The sequence below is a fragment of the Streptomyces desertarenae genome (assembly GCF_042681365.1).
Taxonomy (GTDB): domain Bacteria; phylum Actinomycetota; class Actinomycetes; order Streptomycetales; family Streptomycetaceae; genus Streptomyces; species Streptomyces desertarenae.
On sequence record NZ_JBHUFU010000012.1, the window covers coordinates 190,801 to 209,539 of the forward strand.

Here is an 18,739-nt window from a genome sequence, read left to right on the forward strand (position 1 = left end):
CGCACCGCACCGTCCCCGCTCCGAAGGACTTGACCCATGACGGACCTGCACGACAAGCCCGTACCGGCGTCCCACCTGCCGCAGGCCGACGGCGTCGCGGCTCCGGGAGGAGAGACGCCCCCTCCGGAAGCGCACAGACCGCTCGGCGAGCTGTTCGCCGCGCAGGCGGACCGCACGCCCCGGGCGCCGGCGATCACCGACGGCCGGCGGACCTGGTCCTACCGGGAGCTGGCGGCGCGGGTCGAGCGCCTGGCCGGCGACCTCGTGCGGCGCGGGGCCGGCCCGGACCGGGTGGTGGCACTGGTCCTGCCGCGCTCGATGGAGCTGATCGCGGCGGAGCTGGCCGTGGCCCGGGCGGGCGCCGCCTTCCTGCCGGTGGACCCCGACTACCCCGCCGAGCGCCGCGCCCTGATGCTGGACGACGCCGCGCCCGCCGTGGTCCTCGACGACCTGGACCGCGTCCGTGCCGCCCTGGAGGCGGACGACATCCCTGCGCCCGCGGACCGGCGCGCGGCGGTGGACTCCGGCCACGCGGCGTACGTGATCTACACCTCCGGCTCCACGGGCACCCCCAAGGGCGTGACGGTCACCCACCGGGGCATCGGCGGCTTCGCCGCGGCCGCCGCCGAGCGGTACGCCGTGGGCCCGGGCGACCGCGTGCTGCAGTTCTCCTCGCCCAGCTTCGACGCCTCCGCCTTGGAGCTGTTCATATCCGTCCTGTCCGGCGCGACCCTGGTCGTACCGCCGGACGGGCCGTGGCTGGGCGACGAGCTGGCCTCCGTCCTGGACGAGCACCGCATCACCCACGCCCTCATCCCGCCGGCCGCCCTCGCCACCCTCCCCGACCCCCGGCAGGGCGGCGTCGCGCGCCACCTGCGCACGCTCATCGTGGGGGCCGAGGCCTGCCCGGCGGGGCTCGTCGACCGCTGGGCACCCGGCCGCCGGATGATCAACTCCTACGGCCCCACCGAGGCCACGATCGTCGCCTCCTGGACCGGGCCGCTGTCCGCCGGGAGCGGCGCCCCGACGATCGGCACCCCGCTGCCCGGCACGCAGGCGCACGTGCTGGACGCGGAGATGCGCCCGGTGCCGCCCGGCACCGACGGCGAGCTCTACGTGAGCGGCGACGGGCTGGCCCGCGGCTACCTCGGCCGGCCGGGCCTGACCGCCGCGCGCTTCGTCGCCAGCCCCTTCGGGCCGCCCGGCGCCCGGCTCTACCGCACCGGTGACCGGGCGCGCCGGACCGCGGGCGGCGAGCTGGAGTTCCTCGGCCGCGTCGACCGCCAGGTGAAGGTCCGCGGCTTCCGCATCGAACCCGGCGAGATCGAGGCCGCCCTGCTGGACCACGTCGGCGTCCGCGAGGCCGTGGTCGTGGTCCGCGAGGACGAGCCGGGACGGCGGCGGCTCGTCGGCTACGTCACGCCCGACGACCCGGGGCGGGCCCCGGAGCCCAGAGAGCTGCGCACGGCGCTCGCCGCCACCCTGCCGGCGCACATGGTCCCGTCCGCCGTCGTCGTCCTGGACGAACTGCCCCTCACCCCGCAGCACAAGGTCGACCGGCGGGCCCTGCCCGCGCCCGGCCGCGCACCCGCGGCCGGCCACGTCCCGCCGCGCACCCCCGGCGAGCGGGCCCTGGCCGCCATCTGGGCGGACGTGCTGGCGGTCGACGCCGTCGGCGTGGAGGACGACTTCTTCGACCTGGGCGGCGACTCGATCCTCGCCGCCCGGGCACTGTCCCGGATCCGCAGCGACCTGGGCGCCGGACTGTCGGTGCGGGACGTGTTCACCGCCCGGACGATCGCCGCCCTGGCCCCGCTGCTCGAGGACCCGTCCACCGCCGCGCCGCCGGACCCGATCCCGCCCGCCCCGCGCGACCGGCCGCTCCCGCTGTCCAGCGCGCAGCGGCGGCTGTGGTTCCTCGACGACCTCACCGGCGGCGGCACCGAGTACAACACCGGCGTGGTGGTGCGTCTGGCCGGACCGCTGGACACCGCCGCGCTGCGCCGCGCCCTGGAGCGGCTCGCCGCCCGCCACGACGCCCTGCGCACCACCTTCACCACGGTCGACGGGCAGGGCGTGCAGCGGGTGGGCCGCGACGCCGTGCTGCCGCTGCGCACGGCCGACCTCGGCGCCCTCCCCGCCGACCGGCGGGACGAGGCCGCCGAACGCCTGCTGACCGAGGAGCTGAGCCGCCCCTACGACCTGGCGGAGGGACCGCTGACCCGGGCCCTGCTCGTCCGCCGCGCGGACGGCGACCACCTGCTGCTCCTGGCCCAGCACCACATCGTCACCGACGGCTGGTCGGTGGGCGTCCTGGTCCGCGACCTGGCCGCGCTCTACCGGGACGAGGTCTCCGGCGAGCAGGGCGCGCCCCCCGCGCCGCCCGTGCAGTACCCGGACTTCGCCGTGTGGGAGCAGCGGCGGCGGTTCGCGGCCGGCGACGCCGGGGACCTCGCGTACTGGAAGCGGCACCTGGCCGGGCTGCAGCAGCTGGAACTGCCCACGGACCGGCCCCGGCCGGCGGTGCGCACCACCGCCGGCGCGGCGCACCGCCACCGCCTTCCGGCGGACCTGGTCGCGCGGCTGCGGAACCTGGCGGGGGGCCGCGGCACGACCGTCTTCACCCTGTTCGCCGGCGCGGCGGCCGTGCTGTTCTCCCGGTACTCCGGGCAGCGGGACGTCGCGTTCGGCACCGTCACCACCGGGCGGGGCCACCGGGACCTGGAGGACGTGGCCGGCTTCTTCGCCAACACCGTGGTGCTGCGCGGCGAGGTGGACGACTCCGCCACGGTCGACCGGTTCGTGGAGACCATGCGCGCCACCGTGCTGGACGCCTTCGCCCACGACGGGGTGCCGTTCGACCGCGTGGTCGAGGAGCTGGCCCCGCCCCGGGACCCCAGCCGCACCCCGCTGGTGCAGGTGCTCGTGGTCCAGCAGACCGCCCCGGCGTACCCGCCGCAGGCCGGCGGGGTGTGGATCGAGGAGTACCCGCTGCCCCGTCCGGCCGCCCGCTTCGACCTGGTCCTGGAGTTCGCGCCGCGCCCGGACGGCGGGTGCGAGCTGACGATCGAGTACAACACGGACCTGTTCGAGGCGCGGACCGCGGCCCGGCTCGGCCGCCACCTGCACCGCCTGCTGGAGGGCATGGCGGACGGCCCGCACCGGACGCTGGCCGAGCTGCCGCTGCTGTCGGACGACGAGCGGCGCACGCTGCTGGACTCCTGGAACCCGCCCGTGCGGGCCGGGCGGCAGGCCGGGGACGCGACGCTGCCGGCGCTGTTCGAGGCGCAGGTCGCCCGGACCCCCGACCGGACCGCCGTGGTCTGCGGCCCGGTGCGGCTGGACTACGCCGAGGTGAACCGGCGCGCCAACCGGCTCGCCCGGCTGCTGACGGCCCGCGGCGCGGGCCCGGAGACGCTGGTGGCGCTCTGCCTGCCGCGCTCCGCCGACCTCCTGCCGGTGCTGTGGGCGGTGCTCAAGACGGGTGCGGGGTACCTCCCGGTGGACCCCGCCTACCCGGCCGACCGCATCCGCTTCATGCTCGCCGACGCCGCCCCCGCCCTCGTCGTGGCGAGCCGGGAGACCGCGCACGCGCTGCCCGAGGACTCCGGCCCGCTGGTCCTGGAGGACTGCGCGGCCGACGGCGCCGACGCCCCCGGGGCGGCCGACGCGGACCCGGCCGACGCGGACCGGCTCGGGCCGCTGCACCCGGACCACCCGGCGTACGTCATCTACACCTCGGGATCGACCGGCCGCCCCAAGGGCGTCGTGGTCACCCACCGCAGCGTGGCGGCGTTGGCGGCCTGGGCGGGGGAGCGGTTCGGGCCCGACCGGTTGGCGCACGTGGTGGCCTCCACCTCGCTCAACTTCGACGTCTCGGTCTTCGAGATGCTCTGCCCCCTGCTGGTCGGCGGCGGCGTCGAGCTGGTCGCCGACCTGCCGGCCCTCGCCGACGGGTCCGGCCCGCGGCGGGCCGGCCTGGTCAGCGGGGTGCCGTCGGCGGTCTCCCGGATGCTCACCGGGGGCGCCGCTGTCGAGGCGGACACGATCGTGCTGGCCGGCGAGGCGCTGCCCGCGCAGACCGTGCGCGACCTGCGGCGGGCCATGCCCTCCTGCGAGGTGGCCAACATCTACGGCCCGACCGAGGCCACCGTCTACGCCACCGCCTGGTTCGCCGGCGGCACCGTGCCCGTCCAGGCCCCGCCGATCGGCAGGCCCGTGGCGCGCACCCGGGCCTACGTCCTGGACGGCCTGCTGCGCCCGCAGCCCCCGGGAGTGACGGGAGAGCTCTACCTCGGCGGCGACGGCCTGGCGCGCGGCTACCTGCGGCGCGCCGGACTGACCGCCACCCGGTTCGTCGCCGACCCCTTCGGCGCGCCGGGGGCGCGCATGTACCGCACCGGGGACCTGGTGCGGTGGAACGCCGACGGCGAGCTGGAGTACATCGGCCGGACCGACCAGCAGGTGAAGGTGCGCGGCTTCCGCATCGAGCTGGGCGAGGTGGAGGAGGCGCTGCGCGGCTGCGAGGGCGTCGCCGAGGCGGCCGCCGTCGCCCGCGAGAAGGACGGCCACCGGCGCCTGGTCGGCTACGTCGTCCCGGCCGCGGGGGCGCGGGTGGGACCGGACGCGGTGCGCCGCGCGCTCGGCCGCACGCTGCCCGACTACATGGTGCCCCAGACCGTGGTGGTGCTGGAGGCCATGCCGCTCAACCCCAACGGCAAACTGGACCGCGGCCGGCTCCCCGACCCGGGGCCCGCCGGGCCGACCGCGCGCCACGTCGCGCCGCGCACCCCCACCGAGCGGACGCTCGCCGCCATCTGGGCGGACGTCCTGCGCGTGGAGCGGGTCGGGGCGGACGACAACTTCTTCACCCTGGGCGGCGACTCGATCCTCAGCATCCAGGTGGTGGCCCAGGCCCGGCAGGCGGGCCTCACGGTGACCTCCCGCGACGTCTACCGGCACCAGACGGTCGCCGCCCTCGCCCGGTGCGCGGACGCCGCGGGCAGCCGGCGGCCCGCCGCTCCCGCCGCCGTGGCGGCCACCGGCCCGGCGCCGCTCACGCCCATCCAGCACTGGCTGTTCGAGGCGGCCGCCGAGCGGGCCGGCCACTACGCCCAGACGCTGTCGGTGGAACTGGCCGACACGGTGGACACGGCGGCGCTGGAGGACGCCCTGGACGACGTGGTCGCCCACCACGACGCGCTGCGCTCCCGCTTCCCCACCGACGGCACCGACGGCACGGGGGGCGGCGCCGCGGGCGTCAGGTGGCACATCGACGACCGGACCTCCCGGTTCCGGCTGGCGCACCACACCGGCCCGGACACCGACGCACCCCACCTGGGCCCCTTCGACCTGCGCGACGGCCCGCTGCTGCGCGCCGTGCTGCACGACCGGGGGGCCGGCCGCCCCCGCGTCCTGCACCTGGCCGTCCACCACCTGGTGGTCGACGGCGTCTCCTGGCGCGTCCTCCTGGAGGACCTCGACCGGGCCTACCGCGCCCGCCGCGACGGGCGCGAGGGGGCGTCGGCGCTGCCGCCGAAGTCCTCCGCGCTGCGGCACTGGGCCCGGCGCCTGGCCGAGTACGCCGCCGCGGGCGGCTTCGGGGACGAGGCGGCGTACTGGGCGGAGTCGGCCGCGGGCGCCGAGGCGGCGCTGCCGGTGGACCTGGCGGGTGCCAACACCTACGCCTCGGCCCGCTCGGTGACCGTGCGCCTCACCCCCGAGGACACCGCCGCCCTGCTGCGCACCCTGCCGGACACCTACCGCACCCGGGCCAACGACGCGCTGCTGAGCGCCCTGGGCCGGGTGCTGTGCGCGTGGACCGGGCACGACCGGGTGGTGGTGGACGTGGAGGGGCACGGCCGCGAGGAGCTGTTCGCCGACGTCGACACCAGCCGCACCGTCGGCTGGTTCACCACCCGCCACCCCGTCGCCCTCGCCGTCCCGCCGGACGCCGACTGGGACACCGTGCTCAAGCGCGTCAAGGAGCAGCTCCGGGCGGTGCCCCGGCACGGCCTGGGCCACGACGCCCTGCGGTACCTGGCCCCGCCCGGGGCGCTGCCCCGCACCCCGGCCGCGCAGATCAGCTTCAACTACCTGGGCCGGTTCGCGCTCCCGGACGAGCCGGGGGGCCTGTACCGCGCGCCGTTCCGCACGCTGGAGCTGGACGCCGACCCGGCGGCCGCGCGCCCGCACCCCCTGGAGGTCGTGGGGCGCCTGGACGGCGACGCGCTGGAGTTCACCTGGTTCTACTCGGAGCAGCTGCACCGCGAGGCGACCGTCGCCGACCTGGCCGGACGGTTCGCCGACGCGCTGGCGGACATCGCCCGGCACGCCGCCCGGCCGGGCACCGGCGGCCGCACCCCGTCGGACTTCCCGCTGGCCCGGCTCGACCAGGCGGCCGTGGACCGCCTGGTGGGGGACGACCCCGCCGCGGTGGAGGACGTCCACCCGCTCACGCCGACCCAGGCCGGCATGCTCTTCCACGGGCTCTCCCAGGACGACCGGAGCGTCTACTTCCAGCAGTTGACCTTCGTCCTGGACGGCGTCCCCGACCCCGCCGCGCTGGAGGCGGCCTGGCAGCGGGTGGCGGAGCGCACCCCCGTGCTGCGCGGCCGCGTCGTGTGGCAGGACGTGCCCGAGCCGCTGCTGGTGGTACAGCGCCTCGCACCCGTGCCGGTCACCCACCTGGACTGGCGGGACCTCTCCGAGGAGGAGCGGGAGAACCGGCTGCGGGAACTCCTGGACCGGGACCGCGAACGCGGCATCGACCTGACGCACGCCCCGCTCCAGCGCCTGGTGCTCGCCCGGCTCTCCGACGGCGGTGTGCGGGTGGTGTGGTCCTTCCACCACCTGGTCCTGGACGGCTGGAGCCTGTTCCAGGTGCTGTCCGACGTCTTCGCCTGCCACGCGCTGCTCTCCGGACCCGCCGGGGCGGACGGCACGGCCGGCGACGCCCTGCCCGTCCGGCCCCCGTTCCGGGACTACGTGGCCTGGCTGCGCGAGCGCGACTGGACGGAGGCCGAACGGCACTGGCAGGACCGCCTCGCCGGGCTGACCGAGGCCACCGCCCTGCCCTACGACCGCGAGCCGCGCGAGACCCATCGCGCGGAGTCCACCCGGGCGGTCCGCGTCACGGTGCCCGAGGCCGCCACCCGGGCGCTGGAGGACCTGGCCAGGGCGGCCGGCCTGACCGTCAACACCCTGGTCCAGGGGGCGTGGGCCCTGCTGCTGAGCCGCCAGGCCGGCAGGGCGGAGGTGCTCTTCGGCACCACCGTGTCCGGACGGCCCCCCGAGCTGCCGGGAGCCGAGGCCATGACCGGCCTGTTCATCGCGACCCTGCCCACCCGCGTCGCGGTGCCGCGCGACGGGACCCTGCTCGACTGGCTGCGCCGGCTGCAGCAGGAGCAGAGCGAGGACCGGCGGTTCGACTACGTCCCGCTCACCCGGATGAAGGCGTTCACCGAACTCCCCGAGCGGGCCGCCCTGTTCGACAGCATCGTCGTCTTCGAGAACTACCCGGTCGACGACGGCCTCGCCGCCGCCCACGGGCTGCGGCTGAGCGGCCTGGACGGCATCGAGACCACCAACTACCCGCTCAGCCTGGTGGCCTATCCGGGCACCGAGCTGACCCTGCGCCTGGGCTACGACCCGGAGCTGTTCGACGCCGCCACCGCCGCCCGCATGGCCGAGTACCTGACCGTCCTGCTGGAGGGCATGGCCACCGGACCGGAGCGCCCGCCCGCGCGCCTGCCGCTGCTGACGGCCGCCCGCCGGGACCAGGTGCTCCGCGCCTGGAACGACACGGCCGCCGACACGTCCGAGGCCACCGTGGCCGACCTCTTCGCCGCACAGGTGCGGCGCACGCCCGGCGCCGTCGCGCTGGAGGCCGGCGACGAGCGCCTCACCTACCGGGAGCTGGACGCCCGGGCGGCGGCACTGGCCGCCCGGCTGGCCGGGCTCGGGGTGGCGGCCGAACGCCCGGTGGGCGTGCTGATGGACCGCTCGGTCACCCTGGTCGTCGCCCAGCTGGCCCTCGCCCGCACCGGCGGCGTCTACGTCCCCCTGGACGGCAGGGCTCCGTGCGAGCGGCTGCGCCGGATGCTGGCCGAGGCCGGCGCGGAGCTGCTGCTCACCGACGGCGCCTGGGAGGAGACCGCCCGCGCCGTACTGCCCGGCGGAGACGTCCTGCGCCTCGACGGCGGCGGCTGCTGCGACGGAGGCGACGGCGGCGACGGCACCGGGCCGGCGGTTGGGGCGGGGCGCGCGGACACCCCCGCGGTGCACCCGGACAACGTCCAGTACCTGATGTTCACCTCCGGCTCCACCGGCGTCCCCAAGGGCGTCGCGGTGCGCCACCGGGACGTGGCCGCGCTCGCCCTCGACCGCGCCTTCACCGGCCACGACCGGGTCCTGGTGCACTCCCCGCACGCCTTCGACGCCTCCACCTACGAGCTGTGGGTGCCGCTGCTGCGCGGCGGAACGGCCGTGCTGGCCCCGCCGGCGGAGCTGGACACCGCCGCCGTCCGCCACGCCGTCACCCGGCAGGGCGTGCGGCACCTGTGGCTGACCGCGGGCCTGTTCCGCCTCCTCGCCCAGGAGGACCCGGCCTGCCTGCGCGGCGCGGAGGAGGTGTGGACCGGGGGCGAGGCCGTGCCCGGCGCGGTGGTGCGCCGCGTCCTGGACGCCTGCCCCGGCCTCGCCGTCGTCGACGGCTACGGCCCGACCGAGACCACCACCTTCGCGACCCGGCGGGTCTTCCGCGCCGGCGACCCGCTGCCCGCGGTGCTGCCCATCGGACGCCCGCTGGACAACACGCGGGTGTACGTGCTGGACGACGCGCTCCAGCCCCAGCCGCCGGGCGTCCCCGGCGAGCTCTACATCGCCGGCGCCGGGCTGGCCCGCGGCTACGCCGGCCGCCCCGGGGCGACCGCCGCGCGCTACCTGGCCGACCCGTTCGGGCCGCCCGGCGGCCGGATGTACCGCACCGGCGACGTCGTGCGGTGGAGCGCCGAGGGCGAACTGCACTTCGTGGGACGCGCGGACGGACAGATCAAGATCCGCGGCTTCCGCATCGAGCCCGCCGAGGTCGAGGCCCGGCTCACCGCCCACCCGGCCGTCGCCGAGGCCGTCGTGTCGGTGTACGAGCACGCCGGGCGCAAGCGCCTGGCCGCCCACCTCGTGCCGGCCCGGGACGCGGCCGTGCCGTCCGCGGCCGGACTGCGCGCCCACCTGTCGGCCGACCTGCCCGACTACATGCTGCCCGCCGCCTTCGTCACGGTGCCGGAACTGCCCCTGACGGCCAACGGCAAGGTGGACCGGCGCCGGCTGCCGGCCCCCGACTGGTCGGCGGCCGGCGACACCGCCTACCGCGCGCCGCGCACCGAGGCCGAGCGCGTCCTCGGCGGGATCTGGGCGGACCTGCTCGGCGTGGAGCGGGTCGGGGTGGACGACAACTTCTTCACGCTGGGCGGAGACTCGATCCTGAGCATCCAGGTCGTCTCCCGCGCCCGCGCCGCCGGCCTCGCGCTGACCCCCCGGGACCTCTTCCGGCACCCCACGGTCGCCGCCCTGGCCGCCGCCGGCGCCACCGGCACCGCCGCGCCCGTCGCCGGGACCGGCCCGGTCTCCGGGGACGTCGCGCTCACCCCCATCCAGCACTGGTTCCTCGACCCCGGGCCGCGGCGGCCGGAGTTCTTCGACCAGTCCGTCGTCGTGGAGACGCCCGGCGCCCCCGACCCGGACGCCCTGCGCCGCGCCCTGGCGGCCCTGTGGGAGCACCACGACGCCCTGCGGTCCCGCTTCACCCGGCAGGCCGACGGATCGTGGCGCCAGCACTGCGCCCCCGCGGACGCGGAACCGCCGCAGCTGCTGGAGGTCCACGACCTGGGCGGGCTGGACGCGGCGGCGGCCGAGGAGGCCGAGGCCCGCGCCACGGCGGAGGCACACGCCTCCTTCCGGCTGGAGAGCGGCCCGCTGCTGACCGCGCGGCTGTTCACCGCCGCCGGCGCCCGGCCCGCCCGGCTGCTGCTGGCCGTGCACCACCTGGTGGTCGACGGCGTCTCCTGGCGCGTCCTGCTGGAGGACCTGGAGACCGCCTACCGGCAGGCACGGGCCGGGGAGCCGGTGCGCCTGCCGGCCCGCACCACCTCCGTCCAGGAGTGGGCGCGGCGGCTCCACGCGCACGCCGCGGCCGGCGGCTTCGCGGAGCAGCGCGCCCACTGGGACGAGGTGGCCCGGCACTGCGCCGCGCCGCTGCCGGTGGACTCCGGCGGCGGCAACACCGCCGCCGACCTGCGCGCGGTGACCGTCCGCCTGGACCGGCGGCACACCGACGAGCTGCTGCGGAAGGTGCCCGGCGTCTACCGCACGCGCATCGACGACGTGCTGCTGTGCGCCCTGGGCCGGGTGCTGGCCGACTGGACCGGGCGGCGCACCGTCGCCGTCGGGCTGGAGGGGCACGGCCGCGAGGACCAGCTGTTCGACGACGTCGACCTGTCCCGCACGGTCGGCTGGTTCACCACCCTCTTCCCGGTCGCCCTCGACGTGCCGGACGGGGACTGGGGCGGCGCCCTGAAGTCCGTCAAGGAGCAGCTGCGGTCCGTGCCGGACCGAGGCCTGGGCTACGGCGTCCTGCGGTACCTGGCGCAGGACGGCCCGCTCGCCGGCGCGCCGATGCCCGGCATCAGCTTCAACTACCTGGGCCGCTTCGACTGGTCCGCCGACGGCGGCGCACTGGTCCGCGCGGTGCCCGGCGGCCTGGGCGGCGCGGAGGCGCCCGAGGCGGAGCGGCCGCACCTGCTGGACGTGGTGGCCCGCGTCGAGGACGACCGCCTGGAGGTCACCTGGCACTACAGCGGCGGGCTGCACCGCGAGGAGACGGTCGCCGGTCTCGCGGCCGGCATGCTCCGGGCGCTCGAGGAGATCGTCGCCCACTGCGCCGACCCGGACGCCGGCGGCCGCACGCCGTCGGACTTCCCGCTGGCCCGCGTGGACCAGGCGGCCGTGGACCGGGTCGTGGGGGACGGGCGTGCCGTCGCGGACCTGTACCCCCTGACGCCGATGCAGGCCGGCATGCTCTTCCACAGCCTCATGGACCCCGAGGGCCGCACCTACGTCAACCAGGTGCAGCTGGTGCTGTCCGGCGTCACCGACCCGCACGCCCTGGCCGAGGCGTGGCAGCGGACGGTGGACGCCAACCCCATGCTGCGCACCCGGCTGGTGTGGCAGGAGACCGCCGAGCCGCTCCAGGTCGTGCAGCACCGGGCCACCGTCCCCGTCACCCACCACGACTGGTCCGGATGGCCGGCCGAGCGGTGCGAGCGGGAGACCGCCGCGCTGCTGGCCGAGGACCGCCGGGCCGGTGTCGACCTGGCCGCGGCGCCGCTGATGCGGCTGGCGCTGATCCGCCTCGCGCCGGACCGGGTGCGGATGGTGTGGACCTTCCACCACGTCCTCCTCGACGGGTGGAGCGCGGCGCAGGTGTTCGACGAGGTGTGCGAGCGGTACGCGGCACTGACCGCCGGGCGCCGCCCGCAGGTCCCGCACCGGGCGCCCTTCGGCGACTACCTGCGCTGGCTGGCCCGGCAGGACGCCGGGCGGGCGGAGCGGTACTGGCGCGAGACGCTGGCCGGCTTCCGCGTCCCCACCGAACTGCCGCGGGACCGCCGGCCCGCCGAGGCGCACCGCTCGTCCTCGTCCGGGTCGGTCCACGTGACGCTCGACGCCGGTCTGTCGGCGCGCCTGCGGGAGACGGCGCAGCGGGCGGGCCTGACCGTCAACACCGTGCTCCAGGGCGCCTGGGCGCTGCTGCTGTCCCGCTACGGCGGCGGCGAGGACGTGGTGTTCGGCACGACCGTGTCCGGCCGCCCGGCCGAGCTGCCGGGAGTGACCTCCATGGTCGGCCTGTTCATCAACACCCTCCCCACCCGGGCGCGGATCGACGGGCGGCGCGGCCTGCTGGAGTGGCTGCGCGACCTGCAGACCGCCCAGTCGGAGTCCCGGCGCCACGACTTCGTCTCCCTCGCACAGCTCCAGACCTGGAGCGAGGTGCCGGGCGGGACGAACCTGTTCGACAGCATCGTGGTCTTCGAGAACTACCCGTTCGACGGCGACGCCCTGGCCCGGTACGGGCTGGCCATCGAGCAGGAACGCGACCTGGAGCCGACCAACTACCCGCTCAGCGTGGTGGTCGCCCCCGGCGACACCCTGTCGGTCGCCCTCGACTACGACCCGGCGGCGTTCGACGCCGAGACGGTCGAGGGGCTCGGCGAGAGCCTGCGGACGCTGCTGACGCAGATGGCCACCGACCCGGACCGGTGCCTGGCCGACCTGCCGCTGGTGGACCCGGCCCACGGGCGCCGCCTCCTCGACCGCTTCGGCGGGCCGGTGGCGCGGACGCCGCACCGGACCCTGCCCGAGGTCTTCCGGGAGCAGGCCGCGCGCACCCCCGACGCCCCGGCCGTGCTGGCCGGCGCGGAGCGGCTCACCTACCGGCAGCTCGACGAGCGCTCCAACCGGCTGGCCCGGCTGCTCGTCGACGCCGGCGCCGGCCCCGAGCGGTTCGTCGCGCTGGCCCTGCCGCGCACCGCCGAGCTGGTCGTCGCGCTCCTGGCGGTCCTCAAGAGCGGCGCCGCCTACCTCCCGGTGGACCCCGGCCACCCGGCCGAACGCATCGCGTTCCTCTTCGAGGACGTCCGGCCCGACGCGGTCGTGACGAGCACCGAGACGGCCGGCCGGCTGCCGGACGGCCCGTTCGCGCGGATCGTCCTGGACGACCCCGCCTGCGCCGGGCGCCTGGCCGCCGCGTCCGCCGCCGGCATCGACGACGGGGAGCGGCGCGGGACCCTGCTGCCGGACCACCCCGCCTACGTCATCCACACCTCCGGCTCGACGGGCCGGCCCAAGGGCGTCGTGGTCGCCCACGGATCGGTGGTGGCGCTGACCGACTGGGCCGCCGCCGAGTTCGGCGACCGGGGGCTCGCCCACGTGGTGGCCTCCACCTCGCTCAACTTCGACGTGTCGGTCTTCGAGATCCTCTCGCCGCTGCTCGCCGGCGGGTGCGTGGAGGTCGTCCGCGACCTGCTCGCCCTCGCCGAGCGCCCCGGCCCGTGGCGCGCGGGACTGCTCAGCGCGGTCCCCTCCGCCCTCGGCAGGCTCCTGACGGAGGACACCGTCCACGTCGCGGCGGACACCGTCGTGCTGGCCGGCGAGGGACTGCCCGCCCGCATCGTCCGCCAGGTGCGCGCGGCGGTCCCCGGCTGCCGGGTGATGAACATCTACGGCCCCACCGAGGCCACCGTGTACGCCACCGCCTGGCCCTGCGACCCCGCGGACCCCGACCGCGTCCCCCCGATCGGCAGGCCGGTCGGGGGAGCCCGCGCCTACGTGCTGGACTCCCGGCTGCGCCCGGTGCCCGCCGGGGCCCCCGGCGAGCTGTACCTCGCCGGTACGGGCGTCGCCCGCGGCTACCTGCGCAGGCCCGGCCTGACCGCCTCCCGCTTCCTCGCCGACCCGTTCGGCCCGCCGGGCTCCCGCATGTACCGCACCGGCGACCTGGCGCGCTGGACGGCCCGGGGCGACCTGGTCTACCTCGGCCGCTCGGACGACCAGGTGAAGGTGCGCGGCTTCCGCATCGAGCTGGGCGAGGTGGAGGCCGCGCTCGCCCGGCACCCGCAGGTCTCCACCGCGGCCGCCCGGGTGGTGGAGCACGACGGGCACCGGCGGCTGGTGGGCTACGCGGTGCCCCGCGGCGCCGAGGCCCCGGACCCCGGGGACCTGCGCGCCTTCCTGGCGCGCACACTCCCCGACCACCTGGTCCCGGCGGTCGTGGTGCCGCTGGAGCGGCTGCCGCTCGGACCCACCGGCAAGCTGGACCGGCGGGCCCTGCCCGAGCCGGTGTGGGCCGCCCCGGCCACCGCCGGCGGCCGCCCCCCGCGCGCCGGCACCGAGCAGACGCTCGCCGCGATCTGGGCCGAGGTGCTGGGCGTGCCCGAGGTCGGCGCGGAGGACAACTACTTCGCGCTCGGCGGCGACTCGATCCTCGGCATCCAGATCGTCTCCGCCGCCCGCCGGGCGGGCATCGCGCTGACCCCCCGGCACCTGTTCCTCCACCAGACCGTCGCCGAACTGGCGGCGGCCGCCGAGGAACTGCCGGCCCCGGCGCCCACCGCCGAGCAGGGACCGGTCGTGGGCGAGGTGCCGCTCACCCCCGTCCAGCACTGGCTCTTCGACTCCCTCACCGGCGACCCGGCGCGCTTCACCCAGGCGCTCTCCTTCCACCTGGCCGCCGACACCGACGAGACGCTGCTGCGCGCCGCCCTGGCGGCGGTGCTGGAACAGCACGACGCCCTGCGCCTGCGGTTCGAGCCGGCCGGCGACGGGCGGTGGCGCCAGTGGGGCACCGCGCCCGGCGCCGAACCGCACCTGGAGGTGCACGACCTGCCCGGGGGCGCCCCGGACGGCGTCGACGCGGCGCTGCGCGAGCTGGCCGACGGACTGTGCGCCGGTTTCGACCTGGCCGGCGGGCCGCTGCTGAAGGCCGCGCTGTGCCGCCCGGCCGACGGCCGGCGGCCGGTCCTGCTGCTGGCCGCCCACCACCTGGTGGTGGACGCCGTGTCCTGGCGCGTGATCCTGGAGGACCTGGACACCGCGTACCGGGCGCTGCGGGCCGGGGACCGCGCCGACCTCGGCCCGAAGACCACCTCCTTCCGCGCGTGGGCGCAGCGCCTCGCCGCGCACACCGCCGCCGGCGGCTTCGACGCGGAACTCGCCCACTGGCGGGAGCCGGACGGCCACGGCGACCTGCCCACCGACCGCGCCGGGCGCAACACCGCCGCCTGCGAGGAGACGCTGACGGTGGGCCTGGACAGCGAGGACACGCGCCGGCTCCTCCAGGACGTGCCGGACGTCTACCGCACCCGCGTCAACGACGTCCTGCTGTGCGCCCTGGGCCGGGTCCTGGCGCGCTGGACGGAACGGGACCGGGTGCTGGTGGCGCTGGAGGGCCACGGCCGGGAGGACCTCTTCGACGACGTCGACCTGGCGCGGACCGTCGGCTGGTTCACCACGATGTTCCCCGTCGCGCTGGAGGTCCCCCGGGACGCGGACACCGGGACCGCGCTGAAGTCCGTCAAGGAGAGCCTGCGGGCCGTGCCGCGGGGCGGACTGGGCTACGGCGCCCTGCGCCACCTGCACCCCGAGGCCGGCCCGGACCTGCCGGACCTGCCGCAGATCGGCTTCAACTACCTGGGGCAGCAGGACTGGAACGTCACCCCGGGCGGCCTGCTGCACGCGCCGCACGGCGGGCTGGCGGGCGGCATGGACCGCACGGCGGACCGGCCGCACCTCATCGACGTCGTCGGCCGGGTCGCCGACAAGCGGCTGGAGTTCACCTGGTCGTACTCGCGCGAGGTGCACCGGCGCGACACCGTCGCCCGGCTGGCGGCCGAGATGGCCGACGAACTGCGGGAGATCGTGCGGCACTGCGCCCGGCCCGGCGCCGGCGGCCGCACGCCCTCGGACTTCCCGCTGGCCCCGCTGGACCAGGCCGCGGTCGACCGGCTGGTGGGCACCGGTCGCGACGTCGTGGACGTCTACCCGCTCACCCCCACCCAGACCGGCATGGTCGTCCACGGCATGGACGAACCCGGCCGGGGGCTGTACGTCGAGCAGATCACGTTCGTGGTGGACGGGGTGCGCGACCCCCGGCTGCTGGCCGCCGCCTGGCAGCACGTGGTCGACCGCACCCCCGTGCTGCGCACCGCCGTGGTGCTGCGCGGAGTGCCCGTCCCGCTCCAGGTCGTGCACCGCAGCGCCACCCTGCCCGTCGCCGAACACGACTGGAGCGGCCTGACCCGGGCCGAGCGCGACGCGGAGCTGGAGCGGCTGCTCGCCGAGGACCGGGCCCGCGGCATCGCCCTGGACGACGCGCCGCTGCTGCGGGTCGCCCTGATCCGGCTCGGCCCCGACGAGGTGCGGGTGGTGTGGACCTTCCACCACGTGCTGCTGGACGGGTGGAGCGTCTTCCACGTGCTGTCGGACGTCATGGCCTGCCACGCCGCCCTCGCCCGGGGGGACGGACCGCGCCTGCCGGACCGCCGGCCCTTCGCGGACTACGCCGCCTGGCTCGCCGGCCGGGACACCGCCCGGGCCGAGGAGCACTGGCGGGGCGTCCTGGCGGACCTGACCGCCCCCACGGCGCTGCCCTACGACCGCAGGCCCGCCCAGGGCGCGGTGGCCCGCTCCGGCACCTGGCTGTCGCAGCGGCTCGGGCAGGCCGAGACGGAACGGCTCCAGGACTTCGCCCGCCGCCACCGCCTCACCCTCAACACCGTGGTGCAGGGCGCCTGGGCGCTGCTGCTGTCGCGCTGGAGCGGCGAGCGGGAGGTGTGCTTCGGCACCACCGTCTCCGGACGGCCCGCGGACCTGCCCGGTGCCGACACCATCACCGGCCTGTTCATCACCACCCTGCCCGCACGGGTCGCCGTCGACGGCGGCGCGCACTGCGACGCGTGGCTGCGCCGGCTGCAGTCCGCGCGGGCCGAGGACCGCCGCTTCGACCACGTACCGCTGACGGACCTGCACGACCTCAGCGGACTGCCCGCCGGGACGGCGATGTTCGACAGCCTGCTGGTCTTCGAGAACTACCCGGTCGGCGACGCGACGGCCGGCGCGCACGGCGTGCGGGTGCGCGACCTGGACGCCCGGGAGGCCACCAACTACCCGCTCACCGTGGTGGTCTCGCCCGGCGACCGGCTGGGCGTCGAACTCGGCTACGACCCCCGGTACTTCGAGGAGTCCACCGCGCGCTCGCTGGCCGGCCAGCTGCTGCACACCCTGCACGCCCTGGCCGCCGCGGAGGACGCCGTCCGCCTGGACGCGGTGGACGTGCTGCCGCCGCGGGAGCGGGAGCGGCTCCTCCGGGGGCCCGCGCGGCCGCGGCTCGCGCCGGTGCCCCCGGCGACCCTGCCCGAGCTGGTCGAGTCCGCGGTGGACCGCCGGCCGGCGGCACCGGCGCTGAGCGCGCCGGGCCTGCTGCTGTCCTTCGCGGAGGTGGAGGAACGGGCGAACCGCATGGCGCACCGGCTCATCGCCCGGGGCACCGGCCCCGGCGACATCGTCGCGCTGGTCCTGCCGCGCTCGGCGGACATGGTCCTCGCCCAGCTCGCGGTGGCCAAGTCGGGCGCCGCGTTCCTGCCGGTGGACCCGGGCTACCCGGACGAGCGGGTCGCGCTGATGCTGCGCGACGCGGAGCCCGCCGCGACCCTCGACGCCGGGCAGGTGGCCGACCTGCTCGCGGCCGGGCCGGACGGCGCGCCGGAGCACCGCCCCACCGACGCCGACCGCGTCCGCCCGCTGCACCTCGACGACCCCGCCTACGTCATCTACACCTCGGGCTCCACCGGGACGCCCAAGGGCGTGGTCGTCACCCACCGGGGCCTGGCGGGCTTCGCCGCCGCCGAGGCCGAGCACTACCGGGTGGGCCCCGGCGACCGGGTGCTGGCCTTCGCCACACCCAGCTTCGACGCCTCGGTGCTGGAGTTGTGCATGTCCCTGCCCAACGGCGCCCGGCTGGTCGTGCCGCGGCCCGGCCCGCTGCTCGGCGCGGAGCTGGCGGAGGTGCTGCGCGGCGAGCGCATCACCCACACCCTGCTGCCGCCGGCCGCGCTCGCCACCCTGCCGCCGGACGCCCCCGGCACCCTGCCGGACCTGACGACCCTGGTGGTCGGCGCCGACGCCTGCGGCGCCGACCTGGTCACCCGCTGGGCCCCGCACCACCGGATGGTCAACTCCTACGGGCCCACCGAGGCCACGGTGGTCGCCACCTGGTCGGCACCGCTGGAACCGGACGGCGCCGCGCCGCCCATCGGCCGCCCGCTGCCCGCCACCGGCGCCTACGTCCTGGACGCGCGGCTGCGGCCGGTCGCCGACGGCGTGGCGGGCGAGCTGTGGCTGAGCGGCCCGTCCCTGGCCCGCGGCTACCTGAACCGGCCCGGCCTGACCGCCGCGCGGTTCACCGCCGACCCGTTCGGCCCGCCGGGCTCCCGCATGTACCGCACCGGCGACCTGGTGCGGCGCGACGCCCGCGGCGAGCTGCACTACCTGGGCCGCACCGACCACCAGCTCAAGCTGCGCGGCCACCGGATCGAGGCGGGGGAGGTCGAGGCGGCCCTGGTGCGCCACCCGGCCGTGCGGGACGCCGTGGTGTCCGTGCGGGAGGACGAGCCGGGGCTGCCGCGCCTGGTGGCCCACCTGCTCGCCGCACCGGACGCCGGGGCGCCCGGCACCGCCGAGCTGCGGGCGTTCGCCGCCCGTACCCTGCCCGGGCACATGGTCCCCTCGGCGTTCGTGGTGATGGAGCGCTTCCCGCTCACCGAGAACGGCAAGACCGACCGGGCCGCCCTGCCCGCCCCCGCGCCGGACGAGGCGGACACGGCGGACCGCGTGGCCCCCCGCACCCCCACCGAGGAAGCCCTGGCCGCCATCTGGGAGGAGGCCCTCCACACGCCCGCGGGCGCGCTGGACGACTTCTTCTCCCTGGGCGGCGACTCCCTGCGCGCCCTGCTCATCGCCTCGCGCGCCGGCGAAGCCTTCGGCGTGACCCTCACGCCCCGCGACGTCCTGGTCTCCCGCACCGTCGCTGCCCTGGCGGAGCTGGTGGAGGAGCAGGTGCTGAGCGAACTCGAAGACGCCGCACGCGGCGGCAGCGACCACGACGAACGGTGAGGACCGGACGACC

Annotated in this window: 1 protein-coding gene; it reads left to right on the plus strand. The window is 77.2% G+C overall.

Annotated elements, in window-relative coordinates; translation table 11 throughout:
- Positions 1 to 36 precede the first annotated feature (36 nt).
- Positions 37 to 18,726 (plus strand): non-ribosomal peptide synthetase, encoded by an 18,690-nt coding sequence (locus ACFSJS_RS20620; RefSeq protein ID WP_380902537.1) that lies wholly within the window; start codon positions 37 to 39, stop codon positions 18,724 to 18,726.
- Positions 18,727 to 18,739: the final 13 nt, after the last annotated feature.